Consider the following 26,341-nt stretch of genomic DNA (forward strand, 5'->3'; position numbering starts at 1 on the left):
AAGAACCTTTAACTTCCCATAAAAACAAGTCAATCTATAGTCTTCCTCTTTATTCTTTGTTCTTTGTTCTTTGTTCTTTATTCTTTATTCTTTCCTCTTTATTCTTTCCTCTTTATTCTTTAGACAAAAAAAACCTCCCAGAATTTTACTTCTGAGAGGCCTCTACTAATAACTAATTAAAATGGTATTCTACTTCCAACCCCCGCCTAAGTCTCTGTAAACATGAACTGCAGCGTTGAGTTGTTCTTTTTTAGTATCGATCAGTTCTAATTTCGATTCTAATGCGTCACGTTGTGTCATTAAAACTTCAAAATAATCAACTCTGGCCGATTTAAATAAATCATTAGACACATCAATCGAAGTGTTTAACGCATCAACTTGTTGTGATTTTAGATCATAACTCTTTTGAAGGTTATCGATTTTAGAAAGCTGATTAGATACTTCTAAATAAGCGTTTAAAATAGTTTTGTCATAATTGTATAAAGCCTGAAGCTGTCTTGCATTAGCGCTTGAGAACTCTGCTTTAATTGCATTTCTGTTGATCAAAGGCGCAGCAAGATCTCCGGCCAGAGAATATAAAATAGATTCTGGGAACGTGAACAAATAAGAAGGTTTGAAAGCCTGAACTCCAAACGCTGCAGAAATATCAAGTGACGGATAAAATTCGGCACGGGCTACTTTTACATCTAATTTGGCAGCAACCAATTCTAATTCGGCCTGTTTCACATCAGGTCGGTTCATCAACAATTGAGATGGCATACCGGCACTAACTGAAGCTGGCAACAAAGTCAAAAAGTTGCTGTTTGTTCTTTTAATTTCCTGCGGATAACGTCCTAACAAGAAATTAATTTTATTTTCGTTTTCTTTGATTTGCTGTAGAATATCAAACTCCAAACTTCTTGAAGTTAAAACCTCAGCCTCAAATTTCTTAACACCCAATTCTGTTGCTCTCGCCGCTTGCTTTTGAATTTTTACAATTTCCAAGGCATTTGACTGCAATTTGATCGTTTGTTTTACAATATCCAGTTGCGTATCCAAAGCCAATAATTCATAGTAAGAATCAGCTATTTCAGCAATAAGATTAGTCACTACAAAGTTCTTCCCTTCAACCGTAGCCAAATATCTGTTTACGGCTGCTTTTTTAGAATTTCGTAGTTTTTTCCAGATATCTACTTCCCAGTTAGCATAAGCAGCAATAGTGAAATCTCCAAGCGGATCAGGCGTTTCCACACCTGGTTTTATTTCTGTAGTGGCATCACCAGCCCCTTGGCTGGTGTACCTACCTACTTTCTCTACTCCAGCTCCGGCGCGTACTCCGACAGTTGGTAATAAAAGGCCTTTGCGAACCCTAATATCATTTTTTGCTATTTCGATTTCCTGTAGCGTCATGTTTAACTCCTGATTGTTTTTCAGGGCCACATCAATCAAATCAACAAGGTTTTGATCCTTAAAGAACTCATTCCATTTTACAGTAGACGTATTGGTTGTATCCTGAGCTTTTGCAATACCAAATGCTTCAGGAACAGGTGTGCTGGTCGTCGCCGTCTCAGCTGCTGGAGCTTTACAGCCCGCAACAGCAAGGCATAAACCTACCGCAACACTATATTGATATAATTTGAATTTAGACATGATTGTTATCAATTTCTTCAGTTAATGGATTCTCTTCTTCATTTTTAACCAGTTTATGTTTCTCTGCAATTCTTCCAAAAATGTAGTACAATCCCGGAATTACAAATACTCCACAAATAGTTCCGATAAGCATACCTCCGGCAGCAGCAGTACCAATGGTTCTGTTACCAATTCTACCCGGTCCAGTAGCAAATGCAAGTGGTAATAATCCCGCGATAAATGCAAATGAAGTCATCAAAATAGGACGGAACCTCGCTTTCGCTCCCTCCATTGCTGCTTCAAGAACAGTTTTACCGGCTGCATGTCGCTGTATCGCAAACTCTACAATCAGAACGGCATTTTTACCTAATAAACCAATAAGCATTACCATGGCAACCTGAGCATAAATATTATTCTCTAATCCTGTCACTTTCAATAAAAGGAAAGCTCCAAAAATACCGGCTGGTAAAGAAAGAATTACTGATAATGGTAAAATGAAACTTTCGTATTGCGCAGCCAAAACCAGGTAAACGAATCCTAAACAAATTAGGAATACCCAAATCGCCTGATTTCCTTGTGCTACCTCATCGGCAGAAATACCTGCCCAGTCAATATCAAATCCTCTAGGCAACTTTTTAGCCGCAACTTCCTGAATAACTTTAATCGCCGTTCCGGAGCTATATCCAGGAGCAGGACCACCACTAATTTCAGTTGAGGTATACATATTATGTCTCGTAATTTCTGAAAGACCGTATACTTTTTCTAATTTCATAAAGGCCGAAAAAGGAACCATTTCATCACGGTTATTTTTCACATATAGTTTCAAAATATCATCTGGTTGCGCACGATATTCTGGTGCAGCCTGAACGATTACTTTATAGTTAATTCCGTATTTAATGAAACTGATTTCGTAGTTACTTCCCACAAGAGTTGACAAGGTGTTCATCGCATTTTCGATAGAAACTCCTTTTTGCTGTGCCAAGTCATTGTCTACTTTCATCATGTACTGAGGGAAACTCGCACTAAAGAAACTAAATACATTTGATAGCTCAGGACGTTTGTTCAGTTCTTCAACAAACTCTTTATTGACTTCTTCTACTTTTTTGAAATCACCTGCTCCCGTTTTATCCAGTAAACGAAGCTCAAATCCTCCTGCTGCTCCATATCCTGGTACTGCAGGCGGTTGGAAAAATTCGATATTAGCACCCGGAATATCTTTCGATTTTTCTTCCAGTTCGATCATAATCTCCTGAACCGATTGTTTACGATCGTTCCAGTCTTTTAAGTTAATCAAACAAGTTCCGGCGTTCGATCCGGTACCTTCCGTCAAAATTTCGTAACCAGCCAATGAAGAAACAGATTTTACTCCTTCTACCGTTTCAGCAATTTTTTGCAATTTCTCTGCAATATTATTGGTTCTTTCTAATGATGAACCCGGAGGCGTCTGGATAATAGCATAAAACATTCCCTGATCCTCATTCGGAATAAATCCTGAAGGTACAGTACTACTAATCAACCATGTTCCGGCACAAAATCCAAGAAGCGCAATAATAGTAACGGCTCTTCTGTTTACGATTTTAGCTAATACATTTTGGTATTTACCCTGAGCAAGGTTAAACTTGTTATTGAAACCATCTATAAATCGGTTTACAGGCGTTTTCTTTTTAGGTGTTCCGTGATTGTTTTTCAACATCATTGCACAAAGTGCCGGTGTCAAAGTCAAAGCTACAATACCTGAAAGGATAATCGCCGTTGCCATTGTAATCGAGAACTGTCGGTAAAATACTCCAACCGGACCAGACATAAACGCAACCGGAATAAATACCGCTGCCATTAAGAATGTAATCGCCACAATAGCTCCTGCAATCTCGTGCATCGCTTTTTTAGTTGCTTTCAATGGCGAAAGATGTTCCTCCTCCATCTTGGCGTGAACGGCCTCAATAACCACAATCGCATCATCGACGACGACTCCAATCGCCAGAACCAAAGCAAATAACGTAATTAAGTTTAATGATATATCAAAGAAGGTCATGAACACAAAGGTTCCAACCAACGAAACCGGTACCGCAATTGCCGGAATTACCGTAGATCTCCAGTCTCCTAAGAAAAGGAATACTACCAAACCAACCAAAATAAAGGCTTCGATCAAAGTGTGAATTACTTTTTCGATAGAAGCATCAAGGAATTTAGAAACGTCGTAAGAGATTTCGTAATCCATCCCTTTTGGAAATTTCTGTTTAATTTTTTCCAATTTGGCTTTTACGTCTTCAATAACCTGATTCGCATTACTACCAAAAGATTGTTTCAATACAATTGCCGCAGATGGTCTTCCATTCAAATTAGAATAAATATCATACATCGAGCTGCCAAATTCAATTTTGGCAATATCTTTCAAACGTAAAAGTTCTCCATTACTATTTGATTTTACAACGATATTCTCATATTGTTCTTTAGTTGTAAAACGTCCTGAATATTTCAATACATATTCAAATGCCTGAGAACGTTTACCCGAACTTTCTCCTGTTTTACCTGGAGAAGCCTCTAAAGATTGGCTTGACAATGCTTCCATTACCTCATCAGCAGAAATTTTGTAAGCCAACATACGATCAGGTTTTAACCAAATACGCATCGCATATTCACGTGTTCCTAGAATATCTCCAGATCCAACCCCATTTACCCTTTTCAACTCTGATAATACATTGATATCGGCATAGTTATAAAGGAACTTCATGTCGGTATTTTTATCCGTACTATAAAGATTCACATACATTAACATACTCGGAACCTCACGGGTAATCTTAACACCTTCTCTAACTACCAAAGGAGGCAGTTTATTAGTAACCGAAGCTACACGGTTCTGTACGTTAATTGCAGCCTGATTGGGATCGGTACCTAAATTAAATACTACCTGTATACTTGCTTCACCATCATTTCCGGCATCAGAAGTCATGTATTTCATTCCTGGAACTCCGTTCAAAGCTCTTTCTAATGGAATAACAACCGATTTGATCATCAATTCACCATTAGATCCAGGATAATCTGCCGTAACGTTTACCATCGGTGGAGAGATGGAAGGAAACTGCGTGATAGGTAAATTCATCACCGACAATACTCCTAAAAAGACAATAATCAGCGATATTACTATCGACAGTACTGGTCTTTGTATAAATTTATTAAACATTTTTATATTTTTTAAATGATTAAACCATGTAAAAAGTTTTCTTAGTTTCAAGTTTCAGGTTTCAAGTTTCGCACTGAACCTGAAACCTGAAACTTGAAACCTGAAACAAAACTTATTCTGCTTTTACGCGCAAATGATTAATTACCGTTTGTGGAGATTGGAATTCAAAATTAATTTTGTCGTTCTCTTTTACTTTCTGAACTCCTTCAAGCAGAATTTTATCATTTTCAGTAAGTCCTGTTTTTACTACATATAAATCAGGTACTTCACCTGTAATGGTGATTTCTCTTGAACTCACTTTATTGTCTTTACCAATTATAAAAACATACTTTTTATCCTGAATTTCGTAAGTTGCTTTTTGCGGAATTACAATAGCATTTTTAAGAGGAACAAGCATCTGAACTTTTCCTGTTTCACCATTTCTAAGTAATTTTTCTGAATTAGGGAATCTTGCTCTGAAAGCAATGTTTCCTGTTTCATTGTTAAATTCACTTTCGATAACTTCTACGTTTCCTTTGTATTTAAAAGATTCGCCATTAGCTAAAAGTAAATTCACTTTATTTTCTGCACGATCTTTTACATCGGTTTGGTATTGAAGATATTCAGGTTCCGAAACATTGAAGTAAGCAAACATTTGGCTGTTGTCTGAAAGGCTGGTCAACAATTCACCTTCATCAATAAGACTTCCTAATTTTAATGGGATACGGTCGATTGTTCCATCAAAAGGAGCTCTGATTTCTGTAAATGATAAATGAAGTTTTGCCAATGCAACTTCAGCTTTTGCAGATTGCAATTTTGCCTGAGCCACACTTAATTCATTTTTAGAAACGATATTTTTATCTGCCAGTAATTTCGAATTTTGCAATTCAATTTCTACTGATTTTTGTTCAGCCTGCGCTTTAAGTAATTCTGCCTGATACATGTTTGGCATAATTTTAAACAACAACTGTCCTTTTTTTACAAACTGACCTTCGTCAACATAAATGTTTTGTAGAAACCCTTTTTCCTGGGCGCGGAGTTCGATATTTCGAACAGATTTAATCTGCGAAACATACTCTTTGGTAAATGAAGTATCGATTTTTACAGGGCTTGTCACTGTAAATTTTTCAACTTCTTCTTTCTCTTCTTTTTTTGATGTACAACTGGTTAGGCACAACAAGGCAAGCATGCCCGTTAACACGATAATTCTTTTCATGATTTTAATGGAAATTTAAGCGATTGAAATGCTTGGAATGCAACGATTCCTTGAGATGAAAAAATGCATCAGCAAGCCTAAGTCAGATCTTAAAATTCCATATAAGAAGAAGTAGAAAAAATATACATCAAAAGATATGCACGATCACAACCAAGGTGACTGATGTATACAGTAAATCAAATTCTTAATACTCGTTGAGTAATATAGATAGGATTTGATTGGCCACAAGATGAGCCGAAAATTTCAAAACGATTAAAAGATTTTACAACGATCTGACATGAGATTGTCAAATACCAGCTATCTAATAAGCTATAAGTTGTTGCAAAAAATTTAGTACTTAAACCATCCTTTAGAGTATCATTACCAAGAAATTCTTCATCAAGATCTACATCGGCATCTTCTATGATAGAACTTCCCTGATCCTGATTGGTGAATTTAACGCGGTGTCTTTTCTCCAGATAGTGATGAGAACTTTGGTGCGTTTCAGCATTAAGATATTGCCCTCCGCCTAGCAGAAGGAAATTCATAAACACTAAAAATACTACTAACTTTCTCATTTGGGTGCGAAAGTAAGCAAAGTAATTATACAAAAAAAGAAATTTTTATAAGCTTTAACATTAAAAAAACACGAAAACGTTTTCATTGTTTTTTTACTCAGAAATTATAATAAAAGCTTAATAATTTCTTGCAAAATCTCATAAATAAAACAATATGTAGGCGAAATCGTACTAATAAAAACAACATGTTATACCAAATACAATCGAAATCATAAATATTTAACCTTTAATATTTTATTCCTTAAAAAACATTTACTTAAGAAAGCAAAATTTCCATTATTGAAAATTCCTGACCTGACTTGGTAAAAGTTTTTCCAGTATCTGTCATTCTAAATTTCTCATAAAATGATTTTTTATTGCTTCTTGCGTTACACCATACCTTCCGTAGGCCTTTATCTTTGGCAAACTTCAAAATATGATTTAATAATAGTGAGCCTATCCCTTTTCGTTGATAATCCTCTAAGGTTGCTAATTTTCGAAATTGCATTGCATCACCAACAATAAAACAGGAAACAATTGAAATTAATTTTTCCTGATCAAATAGTCCAAAATGTATTCCGCAATTATCTTCTTCTAATTTCACAAATTCGAATGGCTGATTAGGCCACATGACTCTATGGCGAATTTCCCAGGTTTCTGAAGCTTCGATTGCTTTAATTTCCATGCAATAATTGTTGTTTATTATTCCAAACAAATTTACAGGATTTCTATAGCATTCTACATAGTACATCAACGACACACATAACATTAATAATCAAAAAGATACGTGAAAATAAATTTCAAATTATGATACAATTCTGATTAATAATAATTATTTTTATGGTATGTAAAACAAATAAATCTGATTATGAAAAAATTCATTTTAGCAGCATTATTATGTATTAGTGTGAATGGTTTTGCACAATTGATACAAATTGGACCTCAATTCTCTACCAATATCACTTCGGTCGTTACTGATGATTTTAGTTCCAAAAGCTCTGGTACCGACGTTGGTTTTGCTGGTTTTGTAAGAGTGAATTTATTACTTTTTTATGGTCAGGGCGAATTTGGGTATTCCTCTTCTAAGTTTAGTGTTTCACAAACCGGAATAGGAGAAACCGAATATACATTGGGAGGAACTGACGCCACCTTAATTGCTGGTTTCAAAATTGTTCCGTTAGGAAAAATGGGAAACATCCGAATTTTTGTAGGTTACAACTGGAAAAACTATTCTGATATAAAAGCGAGTAATAACCTCAATTACATTGCATTTGAAAACAACAATAGTAGTTTTCTTGGCGGTGCTGGTGTAGATTTATGGCGATTTACTGTAGACTATCGCTATCTCGCCGGTGTAACAGATCTCGATCCTTCAGGACGCAGTATCAAAACCGGAATTTCTAATTTATCCGTAGGCTTTAAGTTTTTATAAAAACTCCTCATATAATTAAAAAAGGGAATCAAAATGATTCCCTTTTTTAATATTTAATCCTGTTATGAAAAGCGTTCTAAATAATTACTAGTTACTTTTTCAATTTCATACTCTTGCTTTTGCTATTCTATTTATAGATTATTTTAGTTTTTCTAATTTCCCTCTTGTTTCAGGGAAATTTTTATCCAGAACTAATACCTTTTCATAGCTTGAAATTGCATTTTTCGTATCTCCATTGGCTTGGTAAAAATCCCCTAAGGAATCATAAACATTAGGACTTTGTGGATAATTAGCGACATTCAACTTAAATAAATAACCTGCAAATTCCATGTCTTTTTTACCCAACGACTGATAAGCATAAGCATTTACGGTATTTTCCGGCACACTTACTTTGTATCCATAATGCTTTGAAACATTATCAAAATGCTTTTCTATTTTAGTAAAAACAGCTTTATTAAAATTGACCTGATCAGAAACAGATAATTTCAATTGATTGAATTTGAAGATAAAACGAAGTCCGTCATAAGTCGCTATTAAAGGAACTGATCCATGGTTATCATTGTTATAATATTCATATTCATAATTGAGACCACTCTTTTTATTTTTATTCAGAAAATCATTCAAATCTAAAATAGATCGAATATGTTTGGTAAAAGCGGTGGTATCTCTTCTTACTTTTACAATATTCATATTATCATCCATTGTATTTGCAGCGGCCATAAACAAAGAAATATTAGATAGTTTTTTACTCGAAAGTTTTTTTTCTGTTTCTGCTAAAAATTTCTGATGATCCCACCACATACTCGGATCGATTGCAATATAAGAATTGAATAAATGGGTATGATTCGTCAAAATATTCATTACCGTCAATCCTCCAAAAGAATGTCCTATTAAAGTTCTGTAAGGCGCCGTTGGATATTTACTATCGATATACGGAATCAATTCTTTTTCAATAAATTCCGCAAACTTTTCTCCGCCTCCCGATTGTTCACTAAGGCCTTTCGTAACAAAAGGAGGATCAACAGAAGAATGAGTTGGAGTTAAATCACGATTTCTATTGGTATTGGTAATTCCTACCACAATCATTTCAGGGCAAATGGTATTTCCGTTTATTTCACTCAATTCTTCAATCATACCCACAACTGAGCTAAAATGAGCATCTCCATCCAACAGATAAACTACCGGATATTTTTGTTTTGCAAAACCGGTATTCTGAGCACTTCTTGGAAGATGCACCCAAATTTTTCTTTCCTCATTTAAAACTTTAGAAGAAATACTGTCAACAGTACCAATTTGTATGTTGTTTCTATTCTGAGCAAACCCAGAACTAGCAATCATTAAAAAAAATAGTACTAACTTAAATCCAAATACACATTTAAAATTATTGCTTTTCATAAGTTGATTTAGTTTAATGCTTTTCATACTAAAAATAAAAACCACCTTTCTTAATAAAAAAGGCGGCTTAGAAATTAGTTAATTTTACTTCAATTCTAAATTATTATTGTTTGGTGTGGCATCCATAAAAATACCTCCATCAAGCGCAATTTGTTTAATTTGTTTCTTGTTCTTCAAAGTAATCGTTGCCAGCTTTTGATTGTTTTCCCAAACAGCAGGAGTTTGATGAACAGTTTCTTTCGAACCATCTGCATAAACAATATTAAGGTCAAACGGAATCGCAAAACCACCAACATTTTCTACAGAAACTACGTCCTTAGCAACATTTTTAACTGCTATATCAATATAGTTATTGGTAAAAAACCAATTGTTAAAGAACCAATTCAATTTTTTTCCTGAAGCTGTATTTATAGAATTGAAATAATCCCAAGGAATTGGATGTTTTCCATTCCAATTTTCCATATAAGCGTGCAATGATTTTTTGAACAAATCATCTCCAAGCATATCTTTTAAAGCCAGGTAAGAAAGAGATGCTTTCCCATAAGAGTTATTTCCGTAACCTGCATCTGAAACCTGGGAAGACATTGAGATGATAGGCTGATCTTCTTCTGTTGAAGGGTCTTTTATATAATATTCTACTCTAAATTCTTTGTAGAATTTATCGGCCGCTTCTTTACCATGTTCCTCGATTCCTATTAAATATTCAAAAGTGGTTGCCCAACCTTCATCCATAAAAGCGTAACGTGTTTCGTTAATTCCCATGTAAAAAGGGAAATAGGTGTGTGCCACTTCGTGATCTTGCACTAATTGAGCAAATTTAGGATCTCCCATTTGAGAATCATTACACATCATTGGGTATTCCATATCAGCAAATCCCTGAAAAGCAGTCATTTTTGAAAACGGATAGGGAATACCAGGCCACTTATTTGAAAAATAATCCAGCGCATATTGATTGTTTTTGACAGAAGCTACAAAGTCAGTTCCTTTTATATCATAAGCGGCCTGAACGCTAGCACGACGATTTGTTTTTTTGTCTACTAAAACGCTACTTGCATCCCATAAATAATGATCACTCAATCCGAAACAAACATCTACAATATTTTTAGCTTCAAATTTCCAAACGTTCCACTCATTTTGTTTGGTTACAGCACCGCTTTTCATTTCTTGTTCGTTAGCAATATGCATTACTTCATTAGCGGTATAAGACTTTTTCAGACGAGCCGCAAATTCAGGCTGTAAAACCTCATCAGGATTTAATAAATCTCCGGTTGCATAAACAACATAGTTTTTTGGTGCCTTAACAGAATAGGTATAATCATTAAAGTCGTTATAAAACTCCTGACGATCTGTATGAGGTAATCTGTCCCATTTATTATAATCATCAAAAACAGAAACACGAGGATAGCTGTAAGCTACAAAAAAGGTAGTCTCGTCAATTTGTCCCTCTCTTCCGCTCTCTTTAGACAATGGATAATTCCAATCGATGTTAAGTGTAACTTTAGAATGAGGAGGTACTGGTTTTTTCAATTTCACATTTCCTACAGTTCCCCATTTTCTTCCATCTTCCTTATAAATTTCATCTGCAATTTTTAAAGATGTAATTGTTAATCCGTCGCTTAAAAAATCCTGGCTCACATTCCCACTTCTTGGAGAAGATGGCTTATGAAGATTATTGACAAAACGAATTGGAAGATTTCTTAAAGTATCATTACTGTTGTTTTCGTAAATAATAGTTTCTGTTCCGCTTACAATTTTTGTTTTGGCATCAACAGTAATTTCCATGGTATATTTTCCATGGTTCTGCCAGTAGTTTTTTCCTGGTTTTCCGTCCATAGAACGAGTGCCTTTTGCATAGGCCTCTTTTATGTTTCGTGGCATATACAATTCCTGTCCAAAGCTGTTTTGTGCAAGAAAAACAAATGCAACTACCACTAATTGAAGTAATTCTTTTCTCATAACTTGTTTTAAGATTTTGATGATTTAATATTGATATAATATTAGTGGATTTTTTTAACTTAATGTTACACTTCTTTTTAAAATTATGCTTTTTGTTATGTTGATTTTCCTTAACCGCAAAGGCCGCTAAGAATTGCGCAAGGGTCGCAAAGTTTATTTTTATTACCATTGGATATTATTGCACGCAAAGGCGCAAAGTGTTTATATAGCCACAGATTAAAAAATAAAAAGGATTAAAAAATCTGCATTCCGAGCGATAGCAAACAGGCGAAACAATTTGCTGAAACAAAAACATTAGCGCCTTAGCGTCTTTGTGGCAAGACCTTAGCTCCTTAGTACCTCAGCAACTTAGACCCTTAAAAAGCAAAACCGTCTTTCTCTGGCGAAAAAAGACGGTATCTACAATTAATATATAACCTTAATAGCTACAAAATATAATCGGTATTGATGAAGTTCGATTCTTTGCTGTTTAGCAATTCCTGTAGAATTTCATTGTTATAAGCGATATCTTTTGAAGCCACGAACGTACGGATTGAGAAAGAACGCAAAGCATCCGGAATACTTAAAGTTCCAACAGCAGAATCTTTACGACCTGTAAATGGGAAAGCATCCGGTCCTCTTTGGCAAGAACTGTTGAGGTTTACTCTACAAACAAGATTTACCAAAGCATCGATAAGCGGTGCTAAAGTTTTAATATCTTTTCCGAACAAACTTACTTGTTGACCGTAGTTTGATTCGGCCATATCTTCAAGAGGCTCGTTAATATCTTTAAAAGAAATAATTGGCACAACTGGTCCAAATTGTTCTTCATGATACACTCTCATTTCTTTATTTACAGGATATAGAACTGCCGGAAAAATAAAATTGTCCGTATGTTTTCCACCTTTTTCATTTAGGATTTTTGCGCCTTTATGAACTGCATCATCAATCAATCCCTGAATGTAAGCTGGTTTATCTGTTTCAGGAAGCGGCGTTAAAGAAGCATTTTTATCCCAAGGGTTTCCAAATCCTAAGGCATCTACTTTTTCAGAGAAACGTCTGTTAAATTCTTCTGCTATAGATTCATGAACATATAATACTTTCAAAGCCGTACAACGCTGACCGTTGAAAGACAAACTTCCTGCAATACACTCTTGGATAGCCAAATCTAAGTCGGCGTCCGGTAAAATAATCGCTGGATTCTTCGCTTCCAAACCTAAAATCAAACGCAGTCTGTTTTTATTTGGATGCTGATCCTGCAAAGCAATCGCCGATTTACTATTTCCGATTAATGCCAAAACATCAATTTTTCCAGATTTCATAATCGGAGAAGCTACTTCGCGGCCTCTTCCGTATACGATATTAATTACCCCTTTTGGAAAACTGCTTCTGAAAGCTTCCAACAAAGGCGAAATACATAAAACCCCGTGTTTAGCTGGTTTAAAAATTACAGTATTACCCATAATCAAAGCCGGAATCAATAACGAGAAAGTTTCATTTAAAGGATAATTGTAAGGTCCAAGACACAATACAACTCCAAGAGGCCCACGACGAATCATCGCGTTTACACCTTGCACTTTTTCAAAGTGTGAACTGCGTCCGTTTAGTTCTTTATAACTGGCAATAGTATCCTGAATATATTCAACTGTTCTGTCAAATTCTTTTTGAGAGTCGCCAAGGTTTTTTCCAATTTCCCACATCAAAAGTTTCACCACTTCTTCGCGGGTTTCCTTCATCTGTCTTACGAAATTTTCCATGCATTTAATACGGTCAACTACTTTCATTGTTGGCCATAAACCTTGTCCTTTATTATAAGCAGCGTTTGCAGCTTCAACCACTTCAGCAGCTTCTTTTTCTGCCATGAACGGAATAGATCCTAATAAGGTCGGCGTATATTTTTCTGTAGAAGAAATAGTTGAAAACACAGGTGTGGTTTGCCCTGTCCATTGTTTCAATTCTCCATTTACAAGATAAGTATCTTGATTTATCAGGTTTGTAATCTGATATTCTTCGGGTATTAAACTCATAATCTGGTAATTTATAGTTTGGTTATTAATAGCATTTTAAACGAAAAAAGAGGCTTTTTCTTGCCTCTTCTTCTAATTTATGGATTTACGGTATCCCCTTCCCAGTCCAGAATTCCACCAAGCAGATTATAGGCATTATTTATACCTAACTCGTTCATAATCTGACATGCTTTGGCGCTTCTCGCTCCAGAACGGCAATACACATAGTAATTTTTGTTTTTATCTAACTCTTCGATTTCATAAATAAAACCCTGACCTTTATTGATGTCAATGTTTACGGCATTCTCGATATAACCGTCATTAAATTCGTCTTCAGTTCTTACGTCCAGTATAACTGCATTCTCGTCAGCAGCAAGCTGATTAACCCAATCTTCTTGTGATAAATTCATAATAAATGTGTTTTTGTAAAATTACGACGTTTCTATTAATTAAAAACGTGCCAAATGCGATTTCGATTATTATTCTCAGAAAACGTTTTAGAGAAAGTATTATAATCAGTGAAACACAAATTTACTCACTATTTTTAAAAATACACCCTATAAAATCGATAGAAAATAGGATTTTTTCATTTTCATAAAATACTGTCAAATATGGTTTTCTGATAATTTATACCATTTCAATCTGCTATCTTTGTATTAAATGAGATGTTTTAATTTCATTTTGATAAAAATTGTTTGCCACGAATTCACGAATTAGCACTAATTAGTTCTTGTGAATTCTTGATATTAGTAGCGAGAAAAATAACGACTGTCAGTTCGAGCGGAGTCGAGAACCTTAAAACATCTCGACTCCGCTCGATGTGACAAAATCATTCATATAAATGCAAAATACATTAAAAGATATATTTCCGAATTTCTCTGCTGAACTTATTTCAACCATTGAAGAAAACGGAAGCGCACAGGATTTTGAAGCCGGAACTATTTTAATGCGAACCGGACAATACATCAAAAACACCGTTTTAATTACCAAAGGAAAAATCAAAATTTACCGTGAAGGCGAAGATGGTGGCGAGTTTTTAATGTATTATTTACAACCCGGACAAGCCTGCGCCATTTCGATGATCTGCACCGTCAAAAGCGAAAAAAGCCAAATCATGGCCAAAGTCGTCGAAGATGTTTCCGTCATGATGATTCCGTTGCAAATGATGGACAAATGGATGATGGAACACCGTTCCTGGTACGAATTTGTAATCGAAACGTATCGTAGTCGTTTTGAAGAAGTCTTAGAAGTTGTTGATAATATTGCTTTCCGTTCGATGGATGAGCGTTTGGAGTTTTATCTCAAAAGACATTCGGATGCCTGTGGCTGTTCTGAAGTAAAACTTTCTCATCAGGAAATCGCAACCGAGTTAAACACCTCCCGAGAAGTCGTTTCCAGATTACTCAAAAAAATGGAACAAAGAGGTTTGGTTAAACTCAACCGCAACCAAATTGAGTTATTAAAAAAGGTATAAGAACACGAATTTCACAAATTAACACGAAGGAATTGTCAGTTCGAGCGGAGTCGAGAACAACGCATCTCGACTCCGCTCGATGTCACACCGAAATAAATTTGTGAAAATTCGCGAAATTCGTGTTTAGTAAGTTCTATGTGATAAATGTTACTGTAGATTTCTTTTAATCAAACCACCTTTGCATAAAAACAAATGCAATGGAATATCTGGGTTATTTTGCTTCGATTATTATCGGAATCTCGCTGGGCCTAATTGGCGGTGGTGGATCGATCCTGACCATTCCGATTTTAGTGTATTTGTTTAAAGTAAATCCGGAGCAGGCGACTTCTTATTCTTTGTTTATTGTTGGATTGACTGCTATGTTTGGGAGTTACAGCCATTACAAAATGGGAAATCTCAAACTCAAATCGGCATTGTATTTTGCGATTCCTTCTGTGATTTCGATTTTGATTATTCGCGAAGTTATTTTTCCGCAGATAGCTTCTACCCTTTTTTCAATCGCTTCTTATTCCGTTTCCAAAGATTTTCTGATTATGGTTATCTTTTCGGTGTTGATGATTACGGCGGCAATTTCGATGATTCGAAAAAACCAACCCGAAATAAAAGGCGCAGAAACGAATTACATTCAACTCAGTTTTATAGGTTTCATTGTCGGAATTATAACCGGATTTCTTGGTGCCGGGGGCGGATTCTTAATTATTCCTGCTCTGCTCTTTTTCGCGAAATTACCCATGAAACAAGCCGTTGGAACTTCCTTACTAATCATCAGCATTAATTCTTCAATAGGTTTTGCAGGCGACTTATACATCGGAACTCCTATCAATTATCCTTTTCTATTAGGTGTGTCCGCAATGGCGCTTCTCGGGATGGTATTAGGGAGCCAGCTTTCTAAAAAAATCGACGGAACTAAACTGAAACCTATTTTTGGTTGGTTTGTTTTGATAATGGGGTTTTATATTATTACTAAGGAGGTTTTGTTTTAAAGTTTCTCGCAGTCCCGATAGCTATCGGGAGCAGATTTTACAGATCTTTTTATTTTATGATATCAATTTTAGTTTTACTTGTAGACGAAAACTAAAAAATCCGTTTATTCTTAAGAGTAAACGGATTTGTATTTTTTTGGCGTTTTCGCATCGGCGAAAATTATTCACTAAATATGAACTTCAAAAACTACTTATATTCGTTTTGCATTATTGATTTTAATCATTACAGAATCCATATCCTTAATCCAATTTATTAAATCAGGATCTATCCAATTTATTATTTGAATAATTGAATTATAAACATCTTCTACATAACTAAAATCAATATTGTTTCCATTGAAACAAATTGGTTCATTATGATTAATCCGATTTCTAAATTCTCTAATTTTATTCAATCTGTCGCATACCTGAATTCTCCCAATACCGGAAGGTAAATGATTAAAAATTTGTATTGGCCTGCCACGTAAAATTCTATAATGTGATAATTCAAATAAATTTGTCCAAAATCCTAAAGTTTGATCAGCAATTATTTTGCCACTGGTTATAGGAATTCTAATTCTTCTAATTCTATTTTCGGATTTTTCAACAGATGTTTTTAGGTAATCATTTGTGATTACTCTTCTGGTACGATGATCTAGATATGTTAATGAAGGATCAATCATAAATCCGTTTTTTTGATTAATTATCCAATCAGGATCTACAAAATACCCAGCCAAAATTATATTTATTCTATTTCTTAATATAACTTCTAATATCCCTAGAATTGGATGAAAGGATTGAGATATTTTTAAATTTGCTTTATATAATTTAACAGATTTTGTTGATCTATATCCAGTAGCTATTTGATATCTTTCAATCCGGGAAGGGGAAAGATATAATTGAACTTTTTGAAATCTCATTTGTAAGATTAATATTATAATTTTCAAACGTAGAAAAAAGTTCTTACATTTGTACTATGATACTTGATAAAGCCTCTTACCTATGGTAACGTAATTAAGTTTAAGAAATGCAAAGAGCCACTAAAAAGTGGCTCTTTTTTTTTTGATGTGTAAATAACTTCTCAATGCTCCCCATACCCAACATCATCCATCTTCCCGTTAAAAACACGATATTGAATAATAAAATAAACAATCACTAAAAACAAAGCGATAAAAAACCAGCTTAGGCCAGCGTTCAATCCGTATTCTCCGGCAGCAGTATTATAAATCGTCAACGACGGATTTACGTTATTAGTCGAAGGCAGAACATTCGGGAAAATCGAAACCGCTGTCGAAGCAAATCCTCCCACTAAAAATAAGGTCGAAAATATAAAGGCCTGGCCATCTTTTTTAAACGAACGTACTTTGAACAATCCTAAAATACCAACAAAAGTCATAATTGGGAAAAACCACAAAATTGGGTTTTCGACAAAATTATGAAACGGTTCCGGCTCAATAAAATGCCAAATTCCCAAGGAAATAAAAACTAAAAGCAATAAAAAGAAATTCAGTTTAAAAACGATATTTTTAAGCTGTGCATTCAAAGATGAATTGGTTTTAAAGATAATCCAATTGGCGCCGTGAATCGTTAAAGCCACAACACTTACAATTCCGAGGAAAAGGGTAAACCAATCTATAATTCCCAATTCATTTGCCTGCGGGCTGAAAGTTGGATTCCATAAAGGCAAAAAGAAAAAATGAGGTTCCTGTGTAGAAACGCCATTTTGCACCATTCCGAGATTGACACCACGAACGATATTTCCCAAAGCAATTCCGAAGAACAAAGCCAGAAGTAAACTCGCGATTCCGAAAGCTTTATCCCAAATGGCCTCCCACATTGGATGATGTACCTGACCTCGCATTTCTAAACCGATAGCACGGAAAATCAACAACCATAAAATCATAATCAACGGCAAATAAAAGCCGCTGAAAGACGATGCATATAAAGTGGGGAAGGCAAAAAACAAAACACCTCCAGCAGCGATAATCCAAACTTCGTTGGCATCCCAAAACGGACCAATTGCGTTTGTAATTGCTTTTTTATCTTTTTCTGTATTAGCAAAAAACAAATGAATAATTCCTGCTCCAAAATCATAACCGTCTAAGACAATATAAACGGCCAGAATTCCCATTAAAACGATGTACCAAAAAAATTCCATACTTATATTTTTTCTGTTGAAAGTTCCACATGATGAGGTCCTTTATTGATAATTTTTCCAATCAAAAGCAAAAACAGCATTCCGAGTAAAAGATACAATCCTATAAAACCTAATAAAGTAAACAAGGTATTTCCGGACGAAACGGTTGGCGATGCGCCGGCAGCGGTTCGCATTAAATTGTAAACGAGCCACGGTTGTCTTCCTAATTCGGCAGTGTACCAGCCTGTAGTATTGGCGATATACGGAAACGGCATCATGAACATAAGCGACCATAAAATCCATTTGGTTTCAAACAATTTTCCTCTGATTAATTGAAAAAGAGAAAGAACCATCAGACCTATAAATACAGTTCCGAGCCCGACCATAATATGATAAGCATAATACAATCCTGAAATATTTGTTGGATGTAAATCTTCTTCAAATTGATCCAGACCTTTGATTTCCTGATCCCAATTTCCATAAGTAAGGAAACTCAAAATATTAGGAACTGCAATTTTATTGTCTAATTTTTTATCTTTTACATCAGGTTGACCGATTAATACAATTTCAGAACCTTTTTTCTCTGTGTGAAAAATTCCTTCCATTGCGGCAAAAGTTACCGGCTGATATTTCACAACGTTTTTGGCCAGTAAATCTCCCGTTGGAACGGCAACGATTATGCTTGAAATCAATCCGAAAATAACGCCGGTTTTAAGAAACAATCGTCCGAAAGAAACATTCTTCTGACTCAAAATATAAAAAGCGCCAATTCCCGCTACGACAAAAGAACTCGTAACCAAAGAAGCGGCCTGATTGTGCAAATAAGAAGGCCAAAGCCACGGATTTAAAAATAAAGCTTTGAAATTAGTTAATACAAATTTTCCGTTTTCCAGAATTTCGTAACCCACCGGATTCTGCATCCACGAATGTGTGGCAATAATTAAATAACCACTGGCCCAGGAACCAATCATGATTAGCACTCCGGTTACAAAATGCCATTTATGTCCGAGGATTTTTTCTCCAAATAAAAAGATACCCAGAAATGAAGATTCTAAAAAGAAGGAGAACATCCCTTCCATCGCCAAAGTCTGACCGATAATGCCACCGGTTAATTCGGAGAATTTCGCCCAATTGGTTCCGAATTGAAACTCCATCGGGATCCCGGTTACAACGCCCATCGCGAAATTCAGGGCGAAAATCTTCATCCAGAAGTGTGTGGCATGATTGTATTGTTCGTTTTGAGTTTTAAGATACTTCCATTTGAAATAAACAATGATCAAAGAAAGACCCATTGTAAGTTGCGGAAAAAGGTAGTGAAAGGTAATTGTGAAGGCGAATTGCATTCGGTCATAAAAAAGCATTTCTTCCATTATAGTGGTATTTGGTTTTATGAAGTTCCACAAATTTACCCATTAAAACCCGAAATTCCTGCCTTTAAAAAAAGTTTATATGCTGGTATTTGTTAAACTTTTCAACAATTTTGAAAAATTTAAAAGCTAAAATATTAAACGCATAGAGACATAGGATTTTGGAAACGTAAAAAGGCGTTTCACTTGCTTCAAAACACATAGCTATGTGTCTTTAAATTAGTGAAACGCCTTTTTTTAAGCTATGAAAAACTATGATTCTATGTGTTTAATATTTATTCCTTTTTCAAAATTCCTTTTTCAAAATTCCTTTTTCTACGCTTTCATTTATTAAACCTTCGGCGTAGTTCCATAAAGTTGTGGAGCCTTCTTTTATGACGCATTTCTTTTCGTAAACTTTTTTATAGGGCACGCCAAATTCCTTCCAGGTTCCTCCGTCATTGGATGTGTTTTGTAATAAGGGTTCTAGTCTGTCCATCGATCTTGCGAATTTAGCTTCGTTGGTTTCGCCAGCTTCAAATTCTTCCCAAATAGCAATCATATCCTCAGCTTGTTTTTTCGGAAGCAGTCCAAAAATACGATTTGCAGCCAATCTTTCTTCATCGGTATTCGAATGATTTATTTGGGTATCGTATAGAAAAACATCTCCTGCGTCGATTTCTACAATATCATGAATCAGCACCATTTTTACCACTTTCAAAACATCAATCGGCTGATCTGAATGTTCTGCCAAAACAATCGCCATCAACGCCAAATGCCAGCTGTGTTCTGCATCATTTTCATTTCGGTCGCTATTAAAGAGCTTCGTTTTTCGCTGAATGTATTTTACTTTATCAATCTCTTTTATAAAAGCAATTTGATCTAATAAGTCTTTTGTGTTCATAATGTTTAATGTAGAGTCGTAAAATTACGGAGATTTTTTTTTTCACCATATAAGTGATATAAGTTCATTTTAATTTTTTGCGCATATACTTCAGCGTACGGTTAGAACATATAAGTTTAAGTATTCTAAATACTTACTTAGTATGAAGTGAGTATAAAAAGACAATCCCTACAATATAGCTTATATGAGCTCATATAATTTCGGCACGATCTAAACTCCAGCTTATAATTCCTTATATGACTTATATGGTAAAACCCCGCCCAACCTTTTTTCATAAAACTCAAATTTCTGTAACATTAGTCACTTATTTTCCGAAAAAACAAAGTTACCTTTGTGGAACTTATTTTAGATTTCATATCATGAAAATTGAACAAATTTACACCGGATGCCTTGCGCAGGGTGCATACTATATAACGTCAAACGGAGAAGCGGCAATTATTGATCCGTTAAGGGAAATTCAACCTTATCTGGATCGTTTAGACCGCGATCAGGTTAAGTTGAAATACATTTTTGAAACGCATTTCCACGCCGATTTTGTTTCGGGGCATATTGATTTAAGCAAAGAAACCGGAGCACCAATCGTTTATGGACCTAATGCTGCTTGTGAATTCGACTGCATTTCAGCAAAAGACGGACAAGAATTTAAAATCGGAAAAATTACCATAAAAGCATTGCACACTCCGGGACATACCATGGAAAGCACGACTTATTTATTGATTGACGAAAACGGAAAAGATCATGCGATTTTCTCCGGAGATACTTTATTTATAGGCGATGTTGGCCGTCCGGATTTAGCGCAAAAAGCGGCTGGAATGACACAGGATCAATTGGCCGGGATTTTATTTCATTCGTTGAGAGATAAAATTATGACTTTGGCAGATGACGTAATTGTTTATCCGGCGCACGGTGCGGGAAGTGCCTGCGGGAAAAACATGAGTAAAGAAACTGTTTCGACAATCGGGAACCAAAAAGCAACGAATTATGCTTTGCGTGCCGATATGACCGAAGCCGAATTTATTACTGAAGTTACCGACGGATTATTGCCTCCACCAGCTTATTTCAGTATGAATGTGGCGATGAATAAAGGTGGTTACGAAAGCTTTGAATCGGTTTTGCATAACGGAATGAAAGGTATTGCTGTTAAAGATTTTGAGGCTGTTGCCGAAGAAACCGGAGCATTGATTTTAGATACCAGAAAAAGCGGAGATTTCTATAAAGGATTTATTCCGCAATCTATTAATATAGGTATCAATGGTGATTTTGCGCCGTGGGTGGGAACTTTGATTGCCAATGTAAAACAACCTATTATATTAGTAACCGAAAATGGTTTAGAAGAAGAAACCGTAACGCGTTTAAGCCGTGTAGGTTTTGATTCTATTATCGGACATTTAGAAGGTGGTTTTGATGCGTGGGAAAAAGCTGGTTTTGAAGTGGATACTGTAAACAGAATTTCAGCTGAACAATTTGCAGCTGAATTTAAAATAGAAGAAGACAAAGTAATCGACATTCGTAAAGAAACGGAATACGAAGCAGAACATATCGAAGACGCTTACAGTAAACCTTTGGCTTATATTAATGACTGGGTAAAAGACATTAATCCGAACGAACATTTTTATTTGCATTGCGCAGGTGGCTACAGAAGTATGATTGCAGCGTCTATTTTACAAGCGCGCGGTTTCAGAAATTTTACCGAAATTGACGGAGGTTTTGGAGCCATTGCAAAAACGGATATTCCAAAATCAGATTTCGTTTGTCAAAGCAAAGTGTTGAAAGCATAAACAAAATTTTCCACCATATAAGTTATATAAGTTCATTTAATTGCTGTGCGTAGCTTTGTCTTGGGTAAACTTATATGAGCTCATATAAGTTCAACGCTCTCTAAAGGTCAGCTTATAATTACTTATATCACTTATATTGTAAAAAAAAACATTTAATATAAAAACATGAGTATACTCGAAATTATAAAAGAACCTTGGCCTTGGTACATTGCGGGTCCGTTAATTGGACTGACTGTTCCTATTTTGTTGATTATCGGAAATAAATCTTTTGGGATTAGTTCTTCTTTGCGACATATTTGTGCGGCTTGTATTCCGGCGAATATTTCGTTTTTTAAATACGACTGGAAAAAAGAAAGCTGGAATTTATTTTTTGTTTTCGGGATTTTTCTTGGCGGAATAATCGCTGCTTATCTTTTAGCGAATCCAAATCCCGTTGAAATTACGCCGCAGCTTTCGGAGCAATTGGCTTCTTACGGGATTACCGATCATTCAGGATTATTGCCAAAAGAATTATTTTCCTGGGAAAGCTTATTCACACTTCGTGGTTTTATCATGATTGTGGTTGGCGGATTTTTAGTTGGTTTCGGAACGCGTTACGCTGGCGGATGCACGAGCGGACATGCAATTATGGGAATTTCAAATTTACAGTGGCCTTCATTGGTAGCGACAATCTGTTTTATGATTGGCGGTTTTATTATGGCCAACTTGATATTGCCATACATTCTTTCACTTTAAAATTTCAAAAATGAATAATTTAGAAAATAAAAATACCGATACAGAAGGAATCAACGGAAGTCAAATAAAAGATTCAGGTTTCTCAAACTTAAAATATCTTTTGGTTGGAATCTTTTTCGGAATTGTATTCGTAAAAGCCGAAATCATCAGCTGGTTCCGTATTCAGGAAATGTTTCAATTGCAGTCTTTCTTTATGTATGGCGTAATCGGGAGTGCGGTGGTAGTTGGCGTAATTTCAGTTCAAATCATTAAAAGATTCAATATTAAAACCATTCACGGAGAAAAAATCGAAATTCAGCCAAAGGTTTTCAGTAAAGGGCAAATCTATGGCGGACTGATGTTCGGATTTGGCTGGGCTATTACGGGAGCTTGTCCTGGGCCTTTGTTTGCTCAAATCGGGACTGGAGTTACTGTAATTGTCATTACTTTATTAAGTGCGATTGCAGGAACCTGGTTTTATGGTTTTATCAAAGACAAATTGCCTCATTAATACCTTATATATAGTTAGATTAGAAAAATGAGTATAACAGAATTACAATTAAGAAAAGCAACTCTTGAAGAAGTTCCTCAAATTTGGGAAATTATACAAGATGCTATAGAACAAAGACGATTAGAAGGAAGTAAACAATGGCAGGACGGTTACCCTAACGAAACTTCAATTACAAATGATATAAATAATGGTTTTGGCTACGTGCTTACCGAAAACGAAACCATTTTATGTTACGCTGCCATTATTTTCGACATAGAACCGGCTTACGAAGAAATCGAAGGCAAATGGCTTACGAATGGCGATTATGTTGTGGTACATCGTGTAGCCGTTTCAAAATTGGCAAAAGGAAAAGGCATTGCTACCAAACTTTTTGAACACATTGAAGGTTTAAGTATTAAAAATAACGTCTATAGTATTAAGGTAGATACTAACTTTGACAATGTTCCGATGCTTAAAATTTTAGACAAATTAAGCTATACTTATTGTGGTGAGGTTTATTTTAGAGGCGGCGCACGAAGAGCTTACGAGAAACAATTATCATAAGATAATTAAAGTCAATATTACATTAAACCCGACAATCCCGAAGCTTCGTGACTGTCGGGTTTAATAATTCTAAAAAACACACCAACAAATGAGCAAAATATATTCTCTACTTTTAATTTGTTTCCTATTATTAAGTTGTTCTGGTAACAGAAAAGCAAACGTTCAGGCATCAAATCCTATTTATGATGTTAAACTGGATAGTCTGGAATTATTTGACAAATCAAGAAATCGACAAATTCCGGTTGCGCTTTACTATCCAAAGACAAATAAGAAAATAAATAGACAGCAAGTAATTATTTTTAGCCATGGTTATGGAGAGAATAAAGGCGGGGATAATAGAATATATTCTTATTTGACGGAGAACTTAGCTTCAAAAGGATATTTTGTTATAAGCATTCAACACGAATTGCCTAACGACGATCTTCTTGCCATGGACGGTGATTTAAAGATTACAAGAAGACCTAATTGGGAAAGAGGCTGTAAAAATATTTTGTTTGTCATTAATGAATTTAAAAAAACAAAACCAGAATTAGACTTTAAGCATTTAACTTTAATAGGACATTCGAATGGTGGAGATATGACAGCTTTGTTTGCTACAGAATATCCAAAATTGGTTTCTAAGATTATAACGATGGATAATCGAAGAATGCCGCTTCCAAGAGTTAATCATCCTCAAATATATACGCTACGTTCCAGCAATTATCCCGCAGATGAATTTGTATTACCAACGGAGCAAGAGCAGAAAAAATATGGAATGACAGTTCAATCCACTTCTATTGAGCATAGAGATATGGATAATGACGCGACAAGCGAACAACGAAAAACAATAAATACCTATATTGAAGGGTATCTAAATAAGTAAAGTTGTAAATCTGAATTTAAAACCTACTAGTTTACGTTTAGCTAACCCGACAGATTTTGAAAACCTGTCGGGTTTCTTGTATTCTATGCTCGCGTGAGGGATAGGAGCTAACTGCCGAAGCAGTGTGGATAGCCCGACAGCATCCCGATGAGAGGGCGTATACGCACAAAGTATGTTTGCCCTCTCATCGGCATGGTGGCACGCCCCTATTGATTTTAGATTTTAGATTTTCTAAACCCGACAGGTTTAAAAAATCTGTCGGGTTTTGTGTTCCAGCTTTCAATATAACATGAAACCTGAAACCTGAAACTTGAAACTTGAAACCTGAAACCTATATCAATTAGGGCGTGCCACCATTTAAAAAAAGGCCTAATGCAGTTTGCGCTCATTAGGCCTTTTCTTAAATGCTGTCGGGCTATCCGCGCTACTTCGGTAGCTTCCTCCTATCCCTCACGCGACCAAAACTCCTAAAAAGATCTTGTTTATTGCAATACTTAACGAAAAATATTTCAGCAAATTCAGTAGCAAACATTATAAAAGCACTATTTTAAATTAAAATTTTATACTACATTTACATTAACTTTATAGATTAAGTATAGTTAAAAAATTTCGTGTTAAATGAATTAACGAAAATTTAACATCACATTTGTATATACAACTATTAAAAGTTATACATTTGTATATACAAATTATACACTTACGACTATGACAATTGAAGAGGTTATAAAAAGTACAGTTAAGATGGATAATGCGAAAAAAGTTATTCTGAATATCATGTACACGCAGAATGTAATTCAGGATCATTTCAGCGAGTTGATGAAACCGTATGATTTATCTGGAGAGCAATATAATGTGCTACGTATATTAAGAGGACAAAAAGGAAAGCCCGCTAATATGTGCGTGATACAGGAACGTATGTTGGCTAAAACGAGTAACACAACCCGATTGGTAGACAAGCTTTTACTAAAAGATTATGTGACCCGAAATGTTTGCCCGGACAACCGACGAAAAATAGAAGTTCTAATCACACAAAAAGGATTAGATATATTAAAAGAATTAGATCCGAAAGTAGATGAGCACGAGCGCACGTTTGCTAACAATATAAGTCAGGAAGAATTAGAATTATTAAATCAATTATTAGAAAAATACCGAACCCAACAAAATTAATATTATGAGTACACTATTAGAAAATCTAAATTGGAGATACGCAACCAAAAAATTTGATGCAACTAAAAAAATCTCTGCTTCAGATTTAAATACTTTAAAAGAAGCGGTTAGACTAAGTGCTTCTTCATACGGATTACAACCTTACAAAGTTGTTATTGTTGAAAATCCGGAAATTAGAGAAAAATTAAAAGCTGCGGCTTACGGCCAAACTCAGATTACAGACGCTTCGCAATTGTTTATTTTTGCGAATGATTTAAATCTTGGCGCGGTTTCTGTAGACGATTACATCAAAAATATTAGCGAAACAAGAGGTGTTCCTGCTGATGCGTTAGCTGGATTTAGCGACATGATGAAAGGTACTATCGCCAATTTATCAGATGACAACAAAAACATCTGGACAGCAAAACAAACTTATATTGCTTTAGGAACTTTATTAAGTGCTGCTTCTGAATTAAAAATTGATGCAACTCCAATGGAAGGATTTAATGCTGCTGCATTTAATGAAATCTTAGGTTTTGACAAATTAGGTTTAAACGCTTCAGTTATCGCAACTGTTGGTTACAGACATGATGAGGACGACGCTCAGCATTACAAAAAAGTTAGAAAATCTCACGAGGAATTATTTATCACTATATAATTATTATTAATCCAAAAT

The 26,341-nt window shown here is 35.2% G+C and carries 23 protein-coding genes; 10 read left to right on the plus strand and 13 right to left on the minus strand.

Annotated features, from left to right (window positions below):
* Window positions 1-189: 189 nt before the first annotated feature.
* From IRZ99_RS09200 to IRZ99_RS09220, 5 genes are all read right to left on the minus strand, one after another.
* Window positions 190-1,629 carry a TolC family protein gene (locus IRZ99_RS09200; RefSeq protein ID WP_194656996.1) on the minus strand — a complete coding sequence of 480 codons (1,440 nt, stop codon included), beginning with the start codon at window positions 1,627-1,629 and terminating at the stop codon, window positions 190-192.
* Window positions 1,622-4,789, minus strand: a complete 3,168-nt coding sequence (locus IRZ99_RS09205) for an efflux RND transporter permease subunit (RefSeq protein WP_194656997.1) — start codon at window positions 4,787-4,789, stop codon at window positions 1,622-1,624. The genes IRZ99_RS09200 and IRZ99_RS09205 overlap by 8 nt, the downstream gene beginning before the upstream one ends.
* Before the next feature lie 112 nt (window positions 4,790-4,901).
* The gene (locus IRZ99_RS09210; RefSeq protein WP_194656998.1) at window positions 4,902-5,984 is read right to left on the minus strand and encodes an efflux RND transporter periplasmic adaptor subunit; all 1,083 of its coding nucleotides are present in this window, start codon (window positions 5,982-5,984) and stop codon (window positions 4,902-4,904) included.
* Window positions 5,985-6,160: 176 nt separating this feature from the next.
* Window positions 6,161-6,541 carry a hypothetical protein gene (locus tag IRZ99_RS09215; RefSeq protein ID WP_194656999.1) on the minus strand — a complete coding sequence of 127 codons (381 nt, stop codon included), beginning with the start codon at window positions 6,539-6,541 and terminating at the stop codon, window positions 6,161-6,163.
* A 256-nt stretch (window positions 6,542-6,797) separates the two neighbouring features.
* On the minus strand, window positions 6,798-7,205 hold the full coding sequence (locus IRZ99_RS09220; RefSeq protein ID WP_194657000.1) for a GNAT family N-acetyltransferase: 408 nt from the start codon (window positions 7,203-7,205) through the stop codon (window positions 6,798-6,800).
* A gap of 183 nt (window positions 7,206-7,388) precedes the next feature.
* On the opposite strand from IRZ99_RS09220, the gene IRZ99_RS09225 reads away from it, so the two are divergent.
* A complete protein-coding gene (locus IRZ99_RS09225) occupies window positions 7,389-7,952 on the plus strand; it encodes a hypothetical protein (protein WP_194657001.1) in 564 nt (187 codons plus the stop codon).
* A 138-nt stretch (window positions 7,953-8,090) separates the two neighbouring features.
* Here IRZ99_RS09225 and IRZ99_RS09230 read toward each other — a convergent pair whose 3' ends face one another.
* The 4 genes from IRZ99_RS09230 to IRZ99_RS09245 all read right to left on the minus strand — a co-directional run bounded on the left by IRZ99_RS09230 (window position 8,091) and on the right by IRZ99_RS09245 (window position 13,698).
* Complete coding sequence (locus IRZ99_RS09230) at window positions 8,091-9,347, minus strand: alpha/beta hydrolase-fold protein (RefSeq protein ID WP_194657002.1); 1,257 nt, start codon at window positions 9,345-9,347, stop codon at window positions 8,091-8,093.
* A gap of 84 nt (window positions 9,348-9,431) precedes the next feature.
* On the minus strand, window positions 9,432-11,303 hold the full coding sequence (locus tag IRZ99_RS09235; RefSeq protein ID WP_194657003.1) for a M1 family metallopeptidase: 1,872 nt from the start codon (window positions 11,301-11,303) through the stop codon (window positions 9,432-9,434).
* Between the two features lie 425 nt (window positions 11,304-11,728).
* Complete coding sequence (locus IRZ99_RS09240) at window positions 11,729-13,309, minus strand: NADP-dependent glyceraldehyde-3-phosphate dehydrogenase (protein WP_194657004.1); 1,581 nt, start codon at window positions 13,307-13,309, stop codon at window positions 11,729-11,731.
* A 77-nt stretch (window positions 13,310-13,386) separates the two neighbouring features.
* Window positions 13,387-13,698 (minus strand): rhodanese-like domain-containing protein, encoded by a 312-nt coding sequence (locus IRZ99_RS09245; RefSeq protein ID WP_072972856.1) that lies wholly within the window; start codon window positions 13,696-13,698, stop codon window positions 13,387-13,389.
* A 431-nt stretch (window positions 13,699-14,129) separates the two neighbouring features.
* On the opposite strand from IRZ99_RS09245, the gene IRZ99_RS09250 reads away from it, so the two are divergent.
* Window positions 14,130-14,762, plus strand: coding sequence for a Crp/Fnr family transcriptional regulator (locus IRZ99_RS09250; protein ID WP_194657005.1), 633 nt, complete (start codon window positions 14,130-14,132; stop codon window positions 14,760-14,762).
* A gap of 197 nt (window positions 14,763-14,959) precedes the next feature.
* Entirely contained in the window at window positions 14,960-15,745 is a 786-nt protein-coding gene (locus IRZ99_RS09255) for a sulfite exporter TauE/SafE family protein (RefSeq protein WP_194657006.1), read from the plus strand.
* Between the two features lie 191 nt (window positions 15,746-15,936).
* Here IRZ99_RS09255 and IRZ99_RS09260 read toward each other — a convergent pair whose 3' ends face one another.
* The 4 genes from IRZ99_RS09260 to IRZ99_RS09275 all read right to left on the minus strand — a co-directional run bounded on the left by IRZ99_RS09260 (window position 15,937) and on the right by IRZ99_RS09275 (window position 20,111).
* Window positions 15,937-16,644: an Abi family protein gene (locus tag IRZ99_RS09260; RefSeq protein WP_194657007.1), complete on the minus strand. Its 708-nt coding sequence runs from the start codon at window positions 16,642-16,644 to the stop codon at window positions 15,937-15,939.
* Between the two features lie 161 nt (window positions 16,645-16,805).
* A complete protein-coding gene (gene cydB / locus IRZ99_RS09265; RefSeq protein ID WP_194657008.1) occupies window positions 16,806-17,882 on the minus strand; it encodes a cytochrome d ubiquinol oxidase subunit II in 1,077 nt (358 codons plus the stop codon).
* Window positions 17,883-17,884: 2 nt separating this feature from the next.
* The gene (locus IRZ99_RS09270) at window positions 17,885-19,231 is read right to left on the minus strand and encodes a cytochrome ubiquinol oxidase subunit I (protein ID WP_194657009.1); all 1,347 of its coding nucleotides are present in this window, start codon (window positions 19,229-19,231) and stop codon (window positions 17,885-17,887) included.
* A 283-nt stretch (window positions 19,232-19,514) separates the two neighbouring features.
* Window positions 19,515-20,111, minus strand: coding sequence for an HD family hydrolase (locus IRZ99_RS09275; protein ID WP_194657010.1), 597 nt, complete (start codon window positions 20,109-20,111; stop codon window positions 19,515-19,517).
* A 359-nt stretch (window positions 20,112-20,470) separates the two neighbouring features.
* Between IRZ99_RS09275 and IRZ99_RS09280 the strand changes: the two genes are divergently transcribed.
* From IRZ99_RS09280 to IRZ99_RS09310, 7 genes are all read left to right on the plus strand, one after another.
* Window positions 20,471-21,889 carry a rhodanese-like domain-containing protein gene (locus IRZ99_RS09280; RefSeq protein WP_194657011.1) on the plus strand — a complete coding sequence of 473 codons (1,419 nt, stop codon included), beginning with the start codon at window positions 20,471-20,473 and terminating at the stop codon, window positions 21,887-21,889.
* A gap of 171 nt (window positions 21,890-22,060) precedes the next feature.
* A complete protein-coding gene (locus tag IRZ99_RS09285) occupies window positions 22,061-22,624 on the plus strand; it encodes a YeeE/YedE thiosulfate transporter family protein (protein WP_194657097.1) in 564 nt (187 codons plus the stop codon).
* Window positions 22,625-22,634: 10 nt separating this feature from the next.
* A complete protein-coding gene (locus IRZ99_RS09290) occupies window positions 22,635-23,114 on the plus strand; it encodes a DUF6691 family protein (RefSeq protein ID WP_194657012.1) in 480 nt (159 codons plus the stop codon).
* 27 nt (window positions 23,115-23,141) lie between these two features.
* Window positions 23,142-23,657 carry a GNAT family N-acetyltransferase gene (locus IRZ99_RS09295; RefSeq protein WP_194657013.1) on the plus strand — a complete coding sequence of 172 codons (516 nt, stop codon included), beginning with the start codon at window positions 23,142-23,144 and terminating at the stop codon, window positions 23,655-23,657.
* A gap of 88 nt (window positions 23,658-23,745) precedes the next feature.
* The gene (locus IRZ99_RS09300) at window positions 23,746-24,519 is read left to right on the plus strand and encodes an alpha/beta hydrolase (protein WP_194657014.1); all 774 of its coding nucleotides are present in this window, start codon (window positions 23,746-23,748) and stop codon (window positions 24,517-24,519) included.
* A gap of 705 nt (window positions 24,520-25,224) precedes the next feature.
* On the plus strand, window positions 25,225-25,686 hold the full coding sequence (locus IRZ99_RS09305; RefSeq protein WP_194657015.1) for a MarR family winged helix-turn-helix transcriptional regulator: 462 nt from the start codon (window positions 25,225-25,227) through the stop codon (window positions 25,684-25,686).
* Window positions 25,687-25,690: 4 nt separating this feature from the next.
* A complete protein-coding gene (locus IRZ99_RS09310; RefSeq protein ID WP_072972877.1) occupies window positions 25,691-26,323 on the plus strand; it encodes an NAD(P)H-dependent oxidoreductase in 633 nt (210 codons plus the stop codon).
* Window positions 26,324-26,341 lie beyond the last annotated feature (18 nt).

This window comes from Flavobacterium sp. LC2016-12 (assembly GCF_015351595.1).
Classification (GTDB): Bacteria; Bacteroidota; Bacteroidia; order Flavobacteriales; family Flavobacteriaceae; genus Flavobacterium.